Source organism: Pseudomonas sp. GZD-209 (assembly GCF_049310485.1).
GTDB classification, from domain to species: domain Bacteria; phylum Pseudomonadota; class Gammaproteobacteria; order Pseudomonadales; family Pseudomonadaceae; genus Aquipseudomonas; species Aquipseudomonas sichuanensis.
Genome location: NZ_JBMOWQ010000230.1, coordinates 1 through 14,704, shown reverse-complemented (window position 1 = coordinate 14,704; position 14,704 = coordinate 1). Strand labels below are relative to the sequence as shown.

The 14,704-nt window shown below is 64.2% G+C and carries 9 protein-coding genes; 2 read left to right on the top strand and 7 right to left on the bottom strand.

Annotated elements, in window-relative coordinates; all coding sequences use genetic code 11:
- Positions 1–204: 204 nt before the first annotated feature.
- From ACO6VM_RS22975 to leuC, 7 genes are all read right to left on the bottom strand, one after another.
- The gene (locus ACO6VM_RS22975; protein ID WP_401056786.1) at positions 205–2,847 is read right to left on the bottom strand and encodes a FimV/HubP family polar landmark protein; all 2,643 of its coding nucleotides are present in this window, start codon (positions 2,845–2,847) and stop codon (positions 205–207) included.
- Between the two features lie 72 nt (positions 2,848–2,919).
- Complete coding sequence (locus ACO6VM_RS22970; protein WP_422403855.1) at positions 2,920–3,924, bottom strand: aspartate-semialdehyde dehydrogenase; 1,005 nt, start codon at positions 3,922–3,924, stop codon at positions 2,920–2,922.
- Between the two features lie 1,053 nt (positions 3,925–4,977).
- Positions 4,978–6,090: an aspartate-semialdehyde dehydrogenase gene (gene asd, locus ACO6VM_RS22965; protein ID WP_110996459.1), complete on the bottom strand. Its 1,113-nt coding sequence runs from the start codon at positions 6,088–6,090 to the stop codon at positions 4,978–4,980.
- A gap of 60 nt (positions 6,091–6,150) precedes the next feature.
- Positions 6,151–7,233, bottom strand: coding sequence for a 3-isopropylmalate dehydrogenase (leuB, locus tag ACO6VM_RS22960; protein WP_110996458.1), 1,083 nt, complete (start codon positions 7,231–7,233; stop codon positions 6,151–6,153).
- A gap of 53 nt (positions 7,234–7,286) precedes the next feature.
- Positions 7,287–8,051, bottom strand: coding sequence for a class I SAM-dependent methyltransferase (locus ACO6VM_RS22955; RefSeq protein WP_401057886.1), 765 nt, complete (start codon positions 8,049–8,051; stop codon positions 7,287–7,289).
- 130 nt (positions 8,052–8,181) lie between these two features.
- Positions 8,182–8,826 carry a 3-isopropylmalate dehydratase small subunit gene (leuD, locus tag ACO6VM_RS22950; RefSeq protein ID WP_401057885.1) on the bottom strand — a complete coding sequence of 215 codons (645 nt, stop codon included), beginning with the start codon at positions 8,824–8,826 and terminating at the stop codon, positions 8,182–8,184.
- The gene (gene leuC, locus ACO6VM_RS22945) at positions 8,823–10,256 is read right to left on the bottom strand and encodes a 3-isopropylmalate dehydratase large subunit (protein ID WP_401057883.1); all 1,434 of its coding nucleotides are present in this window, start codon (positions 10,254–10,256) and stop codon (positions 8,823–8,825) included. The genes leuD and leuC overlap by 4 nt, the downstream gene beginning before the upstream one ends.
- A 130-nt stretch (positions 10,257–10,386) precedes the next feature.
- Between leuC and ACO6VM_RS22940 the strand changes: the two genes are divergently transcribed.
- A complete protein-coding gene (locus ACO6VM_RS22940) occupies positions 10,387–11,265 on the top strand; it encodes a LysR family transcriptional regulator (protein ID WP_153789263.1) in 879 nt (292 codons plus the stop codon).
- A 62-nt stretch (positions 11,266–11,327) separates the two neighbouring features.
- Positions 11,328–14,624 (top strand): PAS domain S-box protein, encoded by a 3,297-nt coding sequence (locus tag ACO6VM_RS22935; RefSeq protein WP_401057881.1) that lies wholly within the window; start codon positions 11,328–11,330, stop codon positions 14,622–14,624.
- Positions 14,625–14,704 lie beyond the last annotated feature (80 nt).

Below are 14,704 nucleotides of genomic sequence, written 5' to 3'. Positions count from 1 at the left end.
AACGTGAAACCTGATGATGAAACGAAAAGGCGGGCAGTATAGCGGCAAACCGCATGATGGCCGAAACGATCGCGGGGCAAGCCCGCCCCCACGCGCCCCTCATTGCAGGGCTGTCGTGGGAGCGGGCTTGCCACCCCCCCCTCCCTTTTTCTTTTTTTGTTTTTTGTTTTGTCCCCTTCTCCCCCCCCGCGATCGTTTCAGCGATCAGACCAGGCGCGAGAGCATCTCGTTGGCTTCCTGGCGCTGGTTCTCATCGCCATCCTTGGCCACTTCGTCGAGGATGTCGCGAGCGCCGTCATGGTCACCCATGTCGATGTAGGCACGCGCCAGGTCCAGCTTGGTGGCCACTTCGTCGGTACCGGAGAAGAAGTCGAAGTCCAGGTCATCCAGCGGTTCCGGCTCCTGGGCGGCGTCTTCGGCGGTGAAGCTTGGCGCATTGTCTGGCGCATCGAGGCTTTGCGACAGTTTGTCGAGCTCGGCGTTGACGTCGTCCAGTTCGGAAGCAAATTTCTGCGCCGCCGGCGAGTCGTCATCCAGCGACAGCGACAGGTCGAAGTCGTCCGGCAGCTCCAGCTCGGAAATCGGGTCGAACTCGGGCATGGCTTCGAAGGCCGCCAACTCGGCCGCCACATCCACTGCCGGCTCCTCGCTGCTGGCCGAGGTCTCTGGCTCACCCACATCAAGGTCGAAATCGGCGAGATCATCGAGGGCCTGCGGCTGCTCCGGGGCCTGAGCCTGGGCTTGGGCCAACAGGGCTTCAAAATCATCGTCGGCATCGGTTTCGCTGACGGCAGGCGCAGCATCGGCCTGTGGCAGCGCAGCAGCCGACACCGCCTCTTCCAGTGCAGTCAGATCGAGAGGGTCTTCTTCCGGCAGGTCATCACCCAGGCTCAAGTCGAAGGCACTGTCCAGATCGTCTTCAGCAACCGGGGCCGGTTCAGGCTCAGGCTCCGGGAAGGCCTCGGCAACGGCTTCGGGCTCCACTGCCGGCTCAGGCTCGGCTTCGACGGCAGCCGGCGCCGGGTCCTGCAACAGCTCCTGGACGTATTGTTCGTCCAGCTCGGCAGCCAGGGCTGCGGCACCAGCCGCCACCGCCGCGACGCCGAGCATCGCCGGGAAGCGCTCCTTGAGCGAGGCGACTTCGGCCTGATTCTGCTCGCCTGGCGCCAGCTTGCGCTCCTGGCCAGCAAAGGCATCCTGGTCACCCTGACGGGCATACACTTCCATCAGCTTCAGGCGCAGGTCACTGCGCTGCGGCTCGGAAGCGACGGCGGCTTCGAGCAGGTCGGCGGCATGGTTCAGGCGACCACGGGCCAGGCTCTCATCAACCTCGGCGAACAGCGCGGCGCGCGGGTCCACTGCGGGGGCGGCAGGCGCTGGCGCAGGCGCAGGTATCTCGGCAGCCGTTGCCGCCGCCGCCGAGGCGGCGACTACTGCAGGCGACAGGGTGACGCTGGGCGCCGAGACGTCCAGGCCGGCGAAGCTGTCCGGCGGCAGGTCCAGGTCCGGGGCACGCTCACCCTCTTCAGACAGGGCGCGAGCCATGCGCAGGTGTTTTTCAGCTTCCTGCTGGGCTTTGCGCTTGCGCGCCAAAAGCAGCAGCAACAGCAACAGGGCGAGGAACGCCGAGCCGGCGATCAGCCCCAGCAGCAGCGGGTTGCCCATCAGTTCATCGAGCGCGCCCTGCTCTTGGGCAGCAGGTGCTTCGCTGGTGGCCGGCGTGGTTGGCGGCGCGGTATCGACCGCAGCAGGCGCTGGCGCCACCACAGGTTCAGCGGGCGTCAACTGGGCGTTGAGGGCTGGCTGCGCCGGTGCAGGTTCACTTGGCTGTGCCTGCGGTGCCGCGCCTTGAGCTTCAAGGCGCGCCAACTGGTCGTTTTTCAGTTCGATCAGCCGCTGCAGCTTGTCCAGCTGGCTCTGCAGATCGGCCATGCGGCTTTTGAGCTCGTCGTTGTCACGACGGCTGGTATCCAGGCTTTCCTGGGCCACGGCAAGCTTGTCGTTCAGCGCCTTGGCCTGGCCAGCGGCGCCCTTGCCGCCGGGGGCCACCAGGCGCAGGTTGTCGCCCTGGGCGATACGCGCCGGAGCCTCGCCGGCCTGGCCACGGCGGGTGGCGTCCAGCTGGCGGGCGCGCGGCCCCAGGCGTCGGCCTTCACGCCAGGCGGCGTACTGCTCGGCCACTTCACGGTTGGCTTCGCCCTGGGCAATGCTCTGTACCTGCTGCTGATCAGGCAGGCGCAGCACCTGCCCGGTCTTGAGCTGGTTGATGTTGTTGCCGATGAACGCATCCGGGTTCAACGCCTGGATCGCCAGCATGGTCTGCTGGACCGAGCCGCCCTGGGTATTGCGCGCGGCAATCTGCCACAGCGTGTCACGGCGTTTGGTGGTGTAGCTGCCGGAGCTTTGCGCTGGGTTGATGTTGGCCTGGGACGGCTGGCTGCCCTGGGCCTTGGCCTGGTCGAGCAGCACGTTGTAGTCGCGCAGCAGACGCCCCTGCGGCCACATCACCTGGACCAGGAACTTGACCACCGGCTCCGGCAAGGCCTTGCTGGAGGTGACGCGCAGCACGCTGCGGCCATTGGGGTTGATCACGGGGGTGAAGGTCAGGTCTTCGAGGTAGGTCGGGTATGCCACCCCGGCCTTGGCGAACTCCTCCGGCGACGCCAGGCTTGGCGCCATCTCGGTTGCGGTGAGGTCGCGCACGTCGAGCAGCTCGATCTCGGCATCCAGTGGCTGGTTCTGTGCCGACTTCAGGGTCAGCTCCCCCAACCCCAAGGCATTCGCCACGCCGGACGACAGCGCCGAGGCTGCCGCGATGGCCAGTACCAGTTTGCGAATTCGAAGCATGAACTCTTCCCTTGTAAGAACCGTCCCAAAAACCCTGTTGTGGTGCAGGACAAAATTGCTGGTCAGTATCTTTTACGCCATGTGTTTAATCAACAATTGCGCCACCTGCACGGCGTTGAGTGCCGCGCCTTTGCGCACATTGTCGGTGGTCAGCCAGAGGTTGAGCTGTTCATCCTCATCTATCCCGTGACGTACACGACCAACATAGACCACGTCCTGGCCCACTGCGTCACCTACCGGCGTCGGATAATCGCCTGGTTCGACCAGTTCGATGCTCTCGGCCGCTTCGAGTGCGGTGTTCACAGCGCCCAGATCGACCGGGCGACGGCTCTGCACCGCCACACTGAAGCTATCGCCGAAAAACACCGGGACTTGAATGCAGGACACGGAAATCTTCAATTGCGGCAGGCCCAGCAGTTGGCGCAGCTCGCTGACCAGGCGCCGCTCCACGGCGGTGTGGCCCTGCTCGTCGGGTGCGCCGACCTGCGGCAACAGGTTGAAGGCCACCTGGCGGTCGAAGAAGCGCGGCTCCAGCGGGCGGGCGTTGAGCAGCTCGGCGGTTTGCCGGGCCAGCTCGCTGACCGCCTCCTTGCCTTGGGCCGAAACGGCCAGGCAAGCGTTGACCTGAACGCGCTCGATGTCGAGCAAGCCCTTGAGGGGCGCCAGCGCCACGGCCAGTGCCACCGCGCCTGCGCAGGGGCTGGTGATGAGGGCTGGCTGCGGCAAGTCGGCGATGCGCTCGGCGTTGGCTTCCGGCACCAGCGCAACGGCCCCGTCCAGCACGCCAGACAGGTCGATCACGGTGCAGCCGGCTTGCTGGGCTTTAGGTGCGAAGCTACGGCTGACGGCGGGGCTGGCGGCGAAGAACACCAGTTTCACTTGCTTGAAGTCGAAGCTGTCCACTTCACGGACTTTGAGCTTCTTGCCGGCGAACATGACGCTGCTGCCCGCCGATTCCATGCTGGCCAGCAGGTGCAGGGTGGCCACCGGGAAGGACAGTTCCTCGAGGATCTGCACGAGGGTTTCACCGACTGCGCCGGTGGCGCCTACTACGGCGATATCTACAGGGGTGGTCATGGCTCGGGTTCCTTCTTTGTTCAGCGGGTACGGCGGGGAGCGGCACTTTACTTGGATTGTGGGGTGGGAGATAGGTTTGGCTTTGAGAGTGTGGGTTTTGATAGATGTATGCGCATTCGTTGGCGATGGCGACGCTTAGTCACCTTTCCGCCCTTACGGCGGCCTACTTTTTTCTTGGAAAAAGTAGGCAAAACCGCTTGCTCCCATCATACGGCCCCTACGCTGCGCTTCGGGGTCCCCTCGCTCCGGTGCCTTCCGGGCCCGCGCGGCCTACGACTCGCTGCGCAAGTCTACATCTCGCGCCTTCGGCTTACGCCGAAGGGTGCTGCGCACCAGGGCCCTACAGTCACCTCCACTCGGCCTCCTGAAGTCGCAATTTGTGTTGCCTGAACTATTGCGCGCTTAGAAGCAAAAGCAAAAACAGATCAAGAGCAGATCAAGAGCAGTAATGCGGCTATCTAGGTTTGGCTGTTGTTTCTGTGTTGTTTGTTCGGGCCCTATCGCCGGCAAGCCGGCTCCCACAGGTACAGCGCAAGGCTGAAAGTTCGCACTAACCTGTGAGAGCTGGCTTGCCAGCGATTGCAATCCTGAGTTCCCACCCAATCCAACTAGCGACAGCTAACGCCAGCCCAGGCGCCGCCCCTAACTTCGCGACTTCAGGAGGCTGAGCGTAGGCGTCTGGAGGGCCCTGGTGCGCAGCACCCTTCGGCGCAGCCGAAGGCGCGAGATGTAGACTTGCGCAGCAAGTCGGAGGCCGCGCGGGCCCGGAGGACGCCGGAGCGAAGGGACCCCGAAGCGCAGCGTAGGGGCCGTATGATGGGAGCGAGCGGCTTTGCCTACTTTGGCCAAGACCAAAGTAGGCCGCCGTAAGGGCGGAAAGGTGACTAAGCGTCGACATCACAAATGAATGCGCATAAAACTTCCAAAACAAACCAACAAACCAACAAACCAACAAACCAACAAACTTACCAACAACTAACCCCGCCCCCATGAAAAAACCCGCACCACTCTCATGGCACGGGTTCTCTCAAACCACAAATCACCCCAGAACGATCAACGCTCCAGCAAAATCCGCAGCATGCGACGCAGCGGCTCGGCCGCGCCCCACAGCAGCTGGTCACCCACAGTGAAGGCCCCCAGATACTGCGACCCCATATTCAGCTTGCGCAGACGCCCAACCGGAATATTCAGCGTGCCAGTCACCTTGGTAGGGCTCAGCTCCTGCATGCTGATCTCACGCTGGTTCGGCACCAGCTTCACCCAAGGGTTGTGCTGGCTGATCATGCCTTCGATATCGGCCAGCGGCACATCCTTGTTCAGCTTGATGGTCAGCGCCTGGCTGTGGCAACGCATGGCACCAATGCGCACGCAGATACCGTCGACCGGAATCGGGCTCTTGAAGCGCCCGAGGATCTTGTTGGTCTCGGCCTGGGCCTTCCACTCTTCGCGGCTCTGACCGTTCGGCAGTTCCTTGTCGATCCACGGGATCAGGCTGCCGGCCAGCGGCACGCCGAAGTTCTCGGTCGGGTAGCCTTCGCCACGCATGGCTTCGGCAACCTTGCGGTCGATGTCGAGGATGGCGCTGGCCGGGTTGGCCAGGTCATCGGCCACGGCCGCATGGGTGGCGCCCATCTGCTTGATCAGCTCACGCATGTTCTGCGCGCCGGCACCCGAGGCCGCCTGGTAGGTCATGGCGCTCATCCACTCGACCAGGCCGGCTTCGAACAAGCCGCCCAGCCCCATCAGCATCAGGCTGACGGTGCAGTTGCCGCCGATGTAGTTCTTGGTACCGGCATCCAACTGCTGGTCGATGACCTTGCGGTTGACCGGATCGAGGATGATCACGGCGTCGTCCTGCATGCGCAGCGACGAGGCGGCATCGATCCAGTAACCCTGCCAGCCCGCTTCACGCAGCTTGGGGAAGACTTCGTTGGTGTAGTCGCCGCCCTGGCAGGTCAGGATGACATCGAGGGTCTTGAGCTCTTCAATGTTGTAGGCGTCCTTCAGCGGGGCAGTTTCCTTGCCCACGTTAGGACCCTGGCCACCCACATTGGAGGTGGTGAAGAACACTGGCTCGATCAGGTCGAAGTCCTGCTCTTCGAGCATCCGCTGCATGAGCACGGAACCGACCATTCCACGCCAACCGATCAGACCTACACGTTTCATCGCAACTACACCTTTGCTAAAAGTGGGCCGCCACCAGGTTTTGGTGGCGGGCCAGAGAGATTACAGATTCCGCAGCGCTGCGACTACTGCGTCGCCCATTTCCTGCGTACCGACTTTGGTGCAACCGGCAGACCAGATGTCACCGGTGCGCAGGCCTTGGTCCAGGACCAGGCTGACCGCCTGCTCGATGGCCTCGGCCGCCGCCTGCTGGTTGAAGCTGTAGCGCAGCATCATCGACACCGAGAGGATGGTCGCCAGCGGGTTGGCGATGCCCTGGCCGGCGATGTCCGGCGCCGAACCGTGACACGGCTCGTACATGCCCTTGTTATTGGCATCCAGCGATGCCGAAGGCAGCATGCCGATAGAACCGGTGAGCATGGAAGCTTCATCCGACAGGATGTCGCCGAACATGTTGTCGGTGACCATCACGTCGAACTGCTTGGGCGCGCGCACCAGCTGCATGGCGGCGTTGTCGACATACATGTGGCTCAGTTCGACGTCCGGGTAACCCTTTGCCACGTCCTCGACCACTTCACGCCACAGCTGGCTGGAAGCCAGGACGTTGGCCTTGTCCACCGAGCACAGCTTCTTGCCACGCACACGGGCCATGTCGAAACCGACGCGGGCGATGCGGCGCACTTCGCTTTCGCTGTATGGCAGGGTGTCGTAGGCCTGGCGCTCGCCGCCCTCCAGTTCGCGCTGGCCGCGCGGAGCACCGAAGTAGATGCCGCCGGTCAGCTCGCGGACGATGAGGATGTCCAGGCCGGAGACGATTTCCGGCTTGAGCGACGAGGCATCGGCCAGTTGTGGGTAGAGGATGGCCGGGCGCAGGTTGGCGAACAGGCCCAGTTGCGAACGGATCTTCAGCAAGCCGCGCTCAGGGCGGATGTCACGCTCGATCTTGTCCCACTTCGGGCCACCCACGGCGCCCAGCAGCACGGCGTCAGCCTGGCGTGCACGCTCCAGGGTCTCGTCGGCCAGCGGCACACCGTGCTTGTCGATGGCGGCGCCGCCGATCACGTCGTGGGCGAGGCTGAAGCCGAGCTGGAACTTGTCGTTGGCCAGCTCCAGCACCTTGACCGCCTCGGCCATGATTTCCGGGCCGATGCCATCACCTGGGAGAATCAGAATCTGCTTGCTCATGCTTTCCTCTATCCATCAAAGCGACGCGGCCGCCTCGGCCCCGTCGTGAATAATCAGCGTTCGGCCCAGAGTACCAGCACATCGGTGCTGAACGAGCCATCGGCCTCAATCTGGTAATACTGCCGCACTTCCTCGCCCATGGCTTGCTGCAACTGGCGGATAGCCACGCGCAGTGGGTCGGGGGTGCGCATGCGCTCGACCCAGGAGTGCCATTCCAGGCGCAGGCGCTGGCGAGTGTGGCTGCGCACATGCAGGCCGGCCTCGCTGACCTGGCGCTGCCATTCGGCGGCGCTGTAGTCGCGTACGTGGCTGGTGTCGCGCAGCACTTCGACCGTCTGCAGGTAGGTATCGAGCAGCGGGCTGCCTGGCGACATGACATCGATGAAGGCCGCCACCCCGCCCGGTTTCAGCACCCGACGCACTTCGCGCAGGGCCAGGCCAAGGTCGCTCCAGTGGTGCGCCGAATAACGGCTGAACACATGGTCGAAGCTGGCATCGGCGAACGGCAGGCGTTCGGCGGCGCCACGCGCGGTGGTGATGTTGCCCAGGCCGCGTTCGGCTGCCGCAGCGGCCACCACGTCGAGCATCGACTGCGAGAGGTCGTAGGCGACCACCTCACCGACCAGCGGTGCGACGTGGAAACTGACATGGCCGGCACCACAGCCCAGGTCCAGTACTCGAGCATTCCCCTGCCCCGCCAGCTCAGCCTGCAGCAGGGCGAATTCACTGCCCTGGGCGTGCACGGCGCTGCTGAGGTAGGCGCTGGCCTGTTCGCCGAACTGGCGCTGGACTACGTCGGTGTGGGTGGTGCTGGTCATATCGAAATCCTTTTGTTTTTTGTTGCTTGTTCCGGCCTTTTCGCGGGTCAAGCCCGCTCCTACAGGAGACACCTCTCCCTGTAGGAGCGGGCTTGACCCGCGAAAGGGCCAGTACTGCTAGCTACAAACTTCAGGCATCACGGAACAGCCAAGGCTGGCTGGCGCGGTGCTTGCCTTCGAAGGCCTTGATCGCGTCGCTGTCCTGCAGGGTCAGGCCGATGTCATCCAGGCCGTTGAGCAGGCAGTGCTTGCGGAACGCGTCGATCTCGAACTTCAGCACCTTGCCATCCGGGCGGGTCACGGCCTGGGGATCGAGGTCGATGGTCAGCTGGTAGCCCGGGTTGGCTTCGACCTGCTTGAACAGCTCGTCGACTTCAGCGGCATCGAGAATGATCGGCAGCAGGCCGTTCTTGAAGCTGTTGTTGAAGAAGATGTCGGCAAAGCTCGGCGCGATCACGCTGCGGAAGCCGTACTCGTCCAGCGCCCATGGCGCGTGCTCGCGGCTGGAACCGCAACCGAAGTTCTCACGCGCCAGCAGCACGCTGGCACCTTGGTAGCGCTTGTGGTTGAGCACAAACTCTTGGTTGACCGGGCGCTTGCTGTTGTCCTGGTAGGGCTGGCCCACGTCCAGGTAGCGCCACTCGTCGAACAGGTTGGGGCCAAAGCCGGTACGCTTGATCGACTTCAGGAACTGCTTGGGGATGATCTGGTCGGTGTCGACGTTGGCACGGTCCAACGGCGCGACGAGGCCAGTGTGCTGGGTAAAGGCTTTCATGCTGCGCTCCCTTGGATCAACTCGCGGACATCGATGAAGTGGCCGGTCACCGCGGCGGCGGCGGCCATGGCCGGGCTGACCAGGTGGGTACGACCACCGGCGCCCTGGCGGCCTTCGAAGTTGCGGTTGGAAGTGGACGCGCAGTGCTCGCCGCTCTCCAGGCGGTCCGGGTTCATCGCCAGGCACATCGAGCAGCCAGGCTCACGCCATTCAAAGCCGGCTTCGAGGAAGATCTTGTCCAGGCCTTCACGCTCGGCCTGGGCCTTGACCAGGCCCGAGCCCGGCACGACGATGGCCTGCTTGACGCTGGAGGCAACCTTGCGCCCCTTGGCGATTTCGGCCGCGGCGCGCAGGTCTTCGATGCGCGAGTTGGTGCACGAGCCGATGAACACGCGATCCAGCTGGATATCGGTGATCGCCTGGTTGGCACTGAGCCCCATGTACTTCAAGGCACGCTCGATCGAGCCACGCTTGATCAGGTCGGCCTCGGCGGCTGGGTCCGGCACACGCTGATCGACGGCCAGGACCATCTCGGGCGAGGTGCCCCAGCTGACTTGCGGCTTGATCTGCGCGGCATCCAGCTCGACCACGGTGTCGAACACGGCGTCGGCGTCGGACACCAGGTCCTTCCACGATTCCACCGCGCGCTCCCACTGCTCGCCTTTCGGTGCGTACGGGCGGCCTTCGACATAGGCGACGGTGGTCGCATCGGTGGCCACCAGGCCCACACGGGCGCCGGCTTCGATGGACATGTTGCAGATGGTCATGCGGCCTTCCATCGACAGCTCGCGGATGGCGCTGCCGGCGAACTCCATGGCATGGCCGTTGCCGCCGGCGGTGCCGATCTTGCCGATCACGGCGAGGACGATGTCCTTGGCGGTGACGCCGGCAGGCAATTGGCCCTCGACGCGCACCAGCATGTTCTTCATTTTCTTGGCAACCAGGCACTGGGTGGCGAGCACGTGCTCGACCTCGGAGGTACCAATGCCGTGGGCCAGGGCACCAAAGGCGCCGTGGGTGGAGGTGTGCGAGTCGCCGCAGACCACGGTCATGCCCGGCAAGGTCGCGCCCTGCTCGGGGCTGATGACGTGGACGATGCCCTGGCGCTCGTCGTTCATCTTGAATTCGACGATGCCATATTCGTCACAGTTCTCATCGAGGGTCTGCACCTGCAGGCGCGACACCTGGTCGACGATGGCCTCGATACCGCCCTTGCGCTCTGGCGTGGTCGGCACGTTGTGGTCGGGCGTGGCGATGTTGGCATCGATGCGCCACGGCTTGCGCTTGGCCAGGCGCAGGCCTTCGAAGGCCTGGGGCGACGTCACTTCGTGGATGATGTGGCGATCGATGTAGATCAAGGATGAGCCGTCATCGCGGCGCTTGACCTCATGGGCTTCCCAGAGTTTGTCGTAGAGCGTTTTGCCAGCCATCAGACTGTTCCTCATCAGCGTCTTTCTATGCCAAAGACCCCTTGGCTTGTACGGACGATGCTATGGCGATAGATTGAATAACTCAAATTCATAATTTTCATGCTTTGCATAACCATCAGGAATCTGAATCATGGACCTGGCCAACCTCAGCGCATTTATCGCGATTGCCGAAACCGGCAGCTTCTCTGGCGCGGGTGAACGCCTGTTCCTGACCCAGCCGGCCATCAGCAAACGCATCGCCGGGCTCGAGCAGCAACTGGACGTACGCCTGTTCGACCGGCTGGGGCGGGAAGTGAGCCTGACCGAAGCCGGGCGGGCCCTGTTGCCCCGTGCCTATCAGATCCTCAACGTGCTCGATGATACTCGCCGCGCGCTGACCAACCTGACCGGGGAGGTGAGCGGTCGCCTGACCCTGGCCACCAGCCACCATATTGGTCTGCACCGCTTGCCACCGGTGCTGCGGGCGTTCACCCGGCAACACCCGGCAGTGGCGCTGGATATCCAGTTCATGGATTCAGAAGCCGCCTACGATGAAATCCTCCATGGCCGCGCGGAAATTGCCGTGATCACCTTGGCTCCCGAGCCGCATCACCTGGTCAGGGCAACCCCGGTCTGGGAGGACGCCCTCGACTTCGTCGCCGCGCCCGAACACCCGCTGGCCAGCAGCGGCCAGGTCAGCCTGGCCGACGTGGCCCGGCACCCGGCGGTCTTCCCCGGCGGCAACACCTTCACCCATCACATCGTCCAGCGCCTGTTCGAAAGCCAGGGCCTGACGCCGAATATCGCCATGAGCACCAACTACCTGGAAACCATCAAGATGATGGTTTCCATCGGCCTGGCGTGGAGTGTGCTGCCGCGTACTATGCTGGATGAGCAGGTGGCGTCCATCGCCCTGCCCGGCATACAGCTGTCGCGCCAGCTAGGCTACATTTTGCACACAGAACGCACGCTATCGAACGCGGCCAGGGCCTTCATGGCCCTGCTCGACAGCCACGCGGGGCCCGCCTGACCGGTCGTCAGTACGGCAGTACACTTCTCAAGGACGCGACATCCGCCAAAGGTCTGGTACCGATGCCCAAATCAGCAAACCGCTTTCCGCGCCTGCCGCGCATCCCTGCGGTCGATCCTCAGGAATCGGAGCAGGCCTGGCAGAATGCCCCGCAACTGCTGGCCGCACTCAACGGCGCGAACCTGGGCGCCTGGCTATGGGATATCGAGAGCGGCCGGGTCAGCTGGTCACGGGGCACCCAGGCGCTGTTCGGTTTCGACCCCCTGCGCCCACTGCCCAACGATGTCGACTACCTCGACCTGCTGCCCGATGAAGACCGTGCCCGCACGCGCCAGGCGTTCCAGGCCGTGGTCAATGGCGAACCCATCGAGCAGGCCATGCGCCACCGCATCCGCTGGCCGGACGGCAGCGTGCACTGGCTGGAGATCAACGGCAGCCTGACCCACGACGTCCACGGCCGACGGCAGATGATCGGGGTGATCCGCGAAATCACCCGCCAGCGCGAGCGGGAAACCGCACTGATCAACTCGGAAAAGCGCTTCGCCACCCTCTTCCACCTCAGCCCCAACGCCATCCTGCTCACCCGCCGCCATGACGGCCTGATCATCGAGGTCAACCAGCACTTCGAAGACATGTTCGGCTGGCCCGGCGCCCACGTGGTCGGCAAGACCAGTGTCGAGCTGGGCCTGTGGGTCAACCCCGAGCAGCGCCACCAGGTGCTGGAGGCCACCCGCGCCGGCAGCGGCCCACTGACCATGGAGGTGCAGTTCCGCGCCACCAGCGGCAAGGTCCACGACGGCATCCTCTGCACCCAGGGCATCGAACTGGAAGGCACCACCTACCTAATCAGTACCTTTGTCGACACCACCGAGCGCAAACGCGCCGAGCAGGCGCTCAAGGACAGCCAGGAGCGCCTCGACCTGGCGCTGGACTCGGCCCAGCTGGGCACCTGGGACTGGCACATTCCCAGCGGCATGCTCTATGGCTCGGCCCGCGCCGCCCAACTGCACGGGCTCGACCCGGTGCCGTTCCACGAGTCCTTCGATGCGTTCTTCGAAGGGGTGCCCGAACACGAACGCAACTCCATGCGCCAGGCTTACCGCAGCCTGCGCGAGGGGCCGGCCGGCAACTACCAGATCACCTACCAGGTGCAGCTGGATAACGGCGCCACGCGCTTTATCGAAAGCCGCGCGCGGCTGTACCGTGACGAGCAGGGCAAACCGCTGCGCATGGCCGGCACCCTGCTGGACATCACCGACCAGGTAGAGCGCGAACAACGCCTCACGGCTTCGGAAGAAAAATTCGCCAGCCTGTTCCAGGTCAGCCCGGACCCGATCTGCGTGACCCGCCAGGACACCGGCCAGTTCATCGAGATCAACCCGGCCTTCAGCCAGACCTTCGGCTGGAGCGCCGAGCAGGTGCTGGGCCGTACCGCCGAGCAGCTGGGCCTGTGGGCCGAGTCGGCCGAGCGCGCCCAGCGCATCGAACGGGTGATCCGCGACCAGGCCCTGAGCAATGTGGCGATCGGGGTCAACCACCGCAACGGCGGGCCACTGACCTGCGTCATATCAAGCCGCCTGATCAGCGTCGACGGCCAGGCCTGCAGCGTCACCACTTTGCGCGACATCACCCAGCAGCAGCGCGCCGAGGCGGCGCTCAAGGCCAGCGAGGAGAAATTCGCCAAGGCGTTCCATTCCAGCCCCGACGCCATCACCATCACCGAGCGGCGCAGCGGCCGCTACCTGGAAGTAAACGATGGGTTCTGCCGGCTGACCGGCTACAGCGCCAGCGAGGTGGTCGGCCGCACGGTCTATGAGCTGGGCATCTGGGCCGACGACAAGCAACGCAGCGCCTTGCTCAACGAGCTCAAGGCACGCGGCCGGGTCCATCACCGCGAGATGCTCGGGCGCAACAAGCGCGGCGACATTCTCACCGTGGAAGTGTCGGTGGAGCCGATCAGCCTCAACGAAGTCGACTGCCTGTTGCTCACTGCACGGGATGTCAGCCTGCTGAAAAACGCCCAGGCGCAGATTCGCCACCTGGCCTACCACGACCCGCTGACCAACCTGCCCAACCGCGCCCTGCTGATGGACCGCCTGAGCCAGCAGATTGCGCTGCTCAAGCGCCACAACCTGCGCGGCGCATTGCTGTTCCTCGACCTCGACCATTTCAAGCACATCAACGATTCGCTCGGCCACCCGGTGGGCGACGCCGTGCTGAAGATCATTACGGCCCGCCTGGAAGCCAGTGTGCGCCTCGAGGACACCGTGGCACGCCTGGGCGGCGATGAGTTCGTGGTATTGATCAGCGGCCTGGAAGGCAGCCGCGAACTGGTGGAAAGCAAGGTCCGCGAGCTGGCCGACACCCTGCGCGAACTGCTGGCCGAACCCATGTCGCTGGATGGCCAGCGCCTGCAGGTGACACCCAGCATCGGCGTGGCGCTGATCCCGGACCACGGCGCCACCCCCGCCGACCTGCTCAAGCGCGCCGACATCGCCCTGTACCGGGCCAAGGATTCCGGGCGCAATACCACCCAGCTGTTCCACACCACCATGCAGAAGGCCGCCAGCGAGCGCCTGCGCATGGAGAACGACCTGCGCCTGGCGCTGGCCCGCGGCGAGCTGGCACTGCATTTCCAGCCCCAGGTCGATGCCCGTGACAACCACATCGTCGGCGCTGAAGTGCTGTTGCGCTGGCACCATCCGCAACTGGGCCAGCAACCGCCGGCACAGTTCATCCAGGTGCTTGAGGAAAGCGGGCTGATCCTGGAAGTGGGCAGCTGGATCCTCGACGAGGCCTGCGACGCCTGCGCGCGCATGCTCGAGGACGGGCTGATCGACGCCGACGACTTCAGCCTGTGCGTCAACATCAGCCCACGGCAGTTCCGCCAGAACGACTTTGTCGCCCGGGTGCTGCGCAGCCTCGACGACTACCGCCTGCCGCGGCACATGCTCAAGCTGGAGATCACCGAAGGCATCGTCATCCAGAACCTGGAAGACACCATCAGCAAGATGCGCGAGCTCAAACGCTTTGGCGTCAGCTTCGCCATGGACGACTTCGGCACGGGCTACTCGTCACTCACCTACCTCAAGCGCCTGCCGGTGGATGCATTGAAGATCGACCAGACCTTCGTGCGCGACGCGCCGGTTGACCCGAATGACGCCGAGATCGTACGCGCCATCGTCGCCATGGCGCGCAGCCTGGGCTTGGCGGTTATCGCCGAAGGTGTCGAGTTGACCGAGCAACTGGAGTTTCTGGAACGGCTCGGTTGCCATCTTTACCAAGGCTACCTGCACAGCCGGCCGCTGCCGCTGCCGGAATTCCGGCAGATGCTGCTGGAGGCGCCGGCGGATTATTGAGTGGTGCTCCCGAGGTTCATCTAACGCCGTGGGAGCGGGCTTGCCCCGCGATTGCGGTATGAGATCCAACATCGCAATCG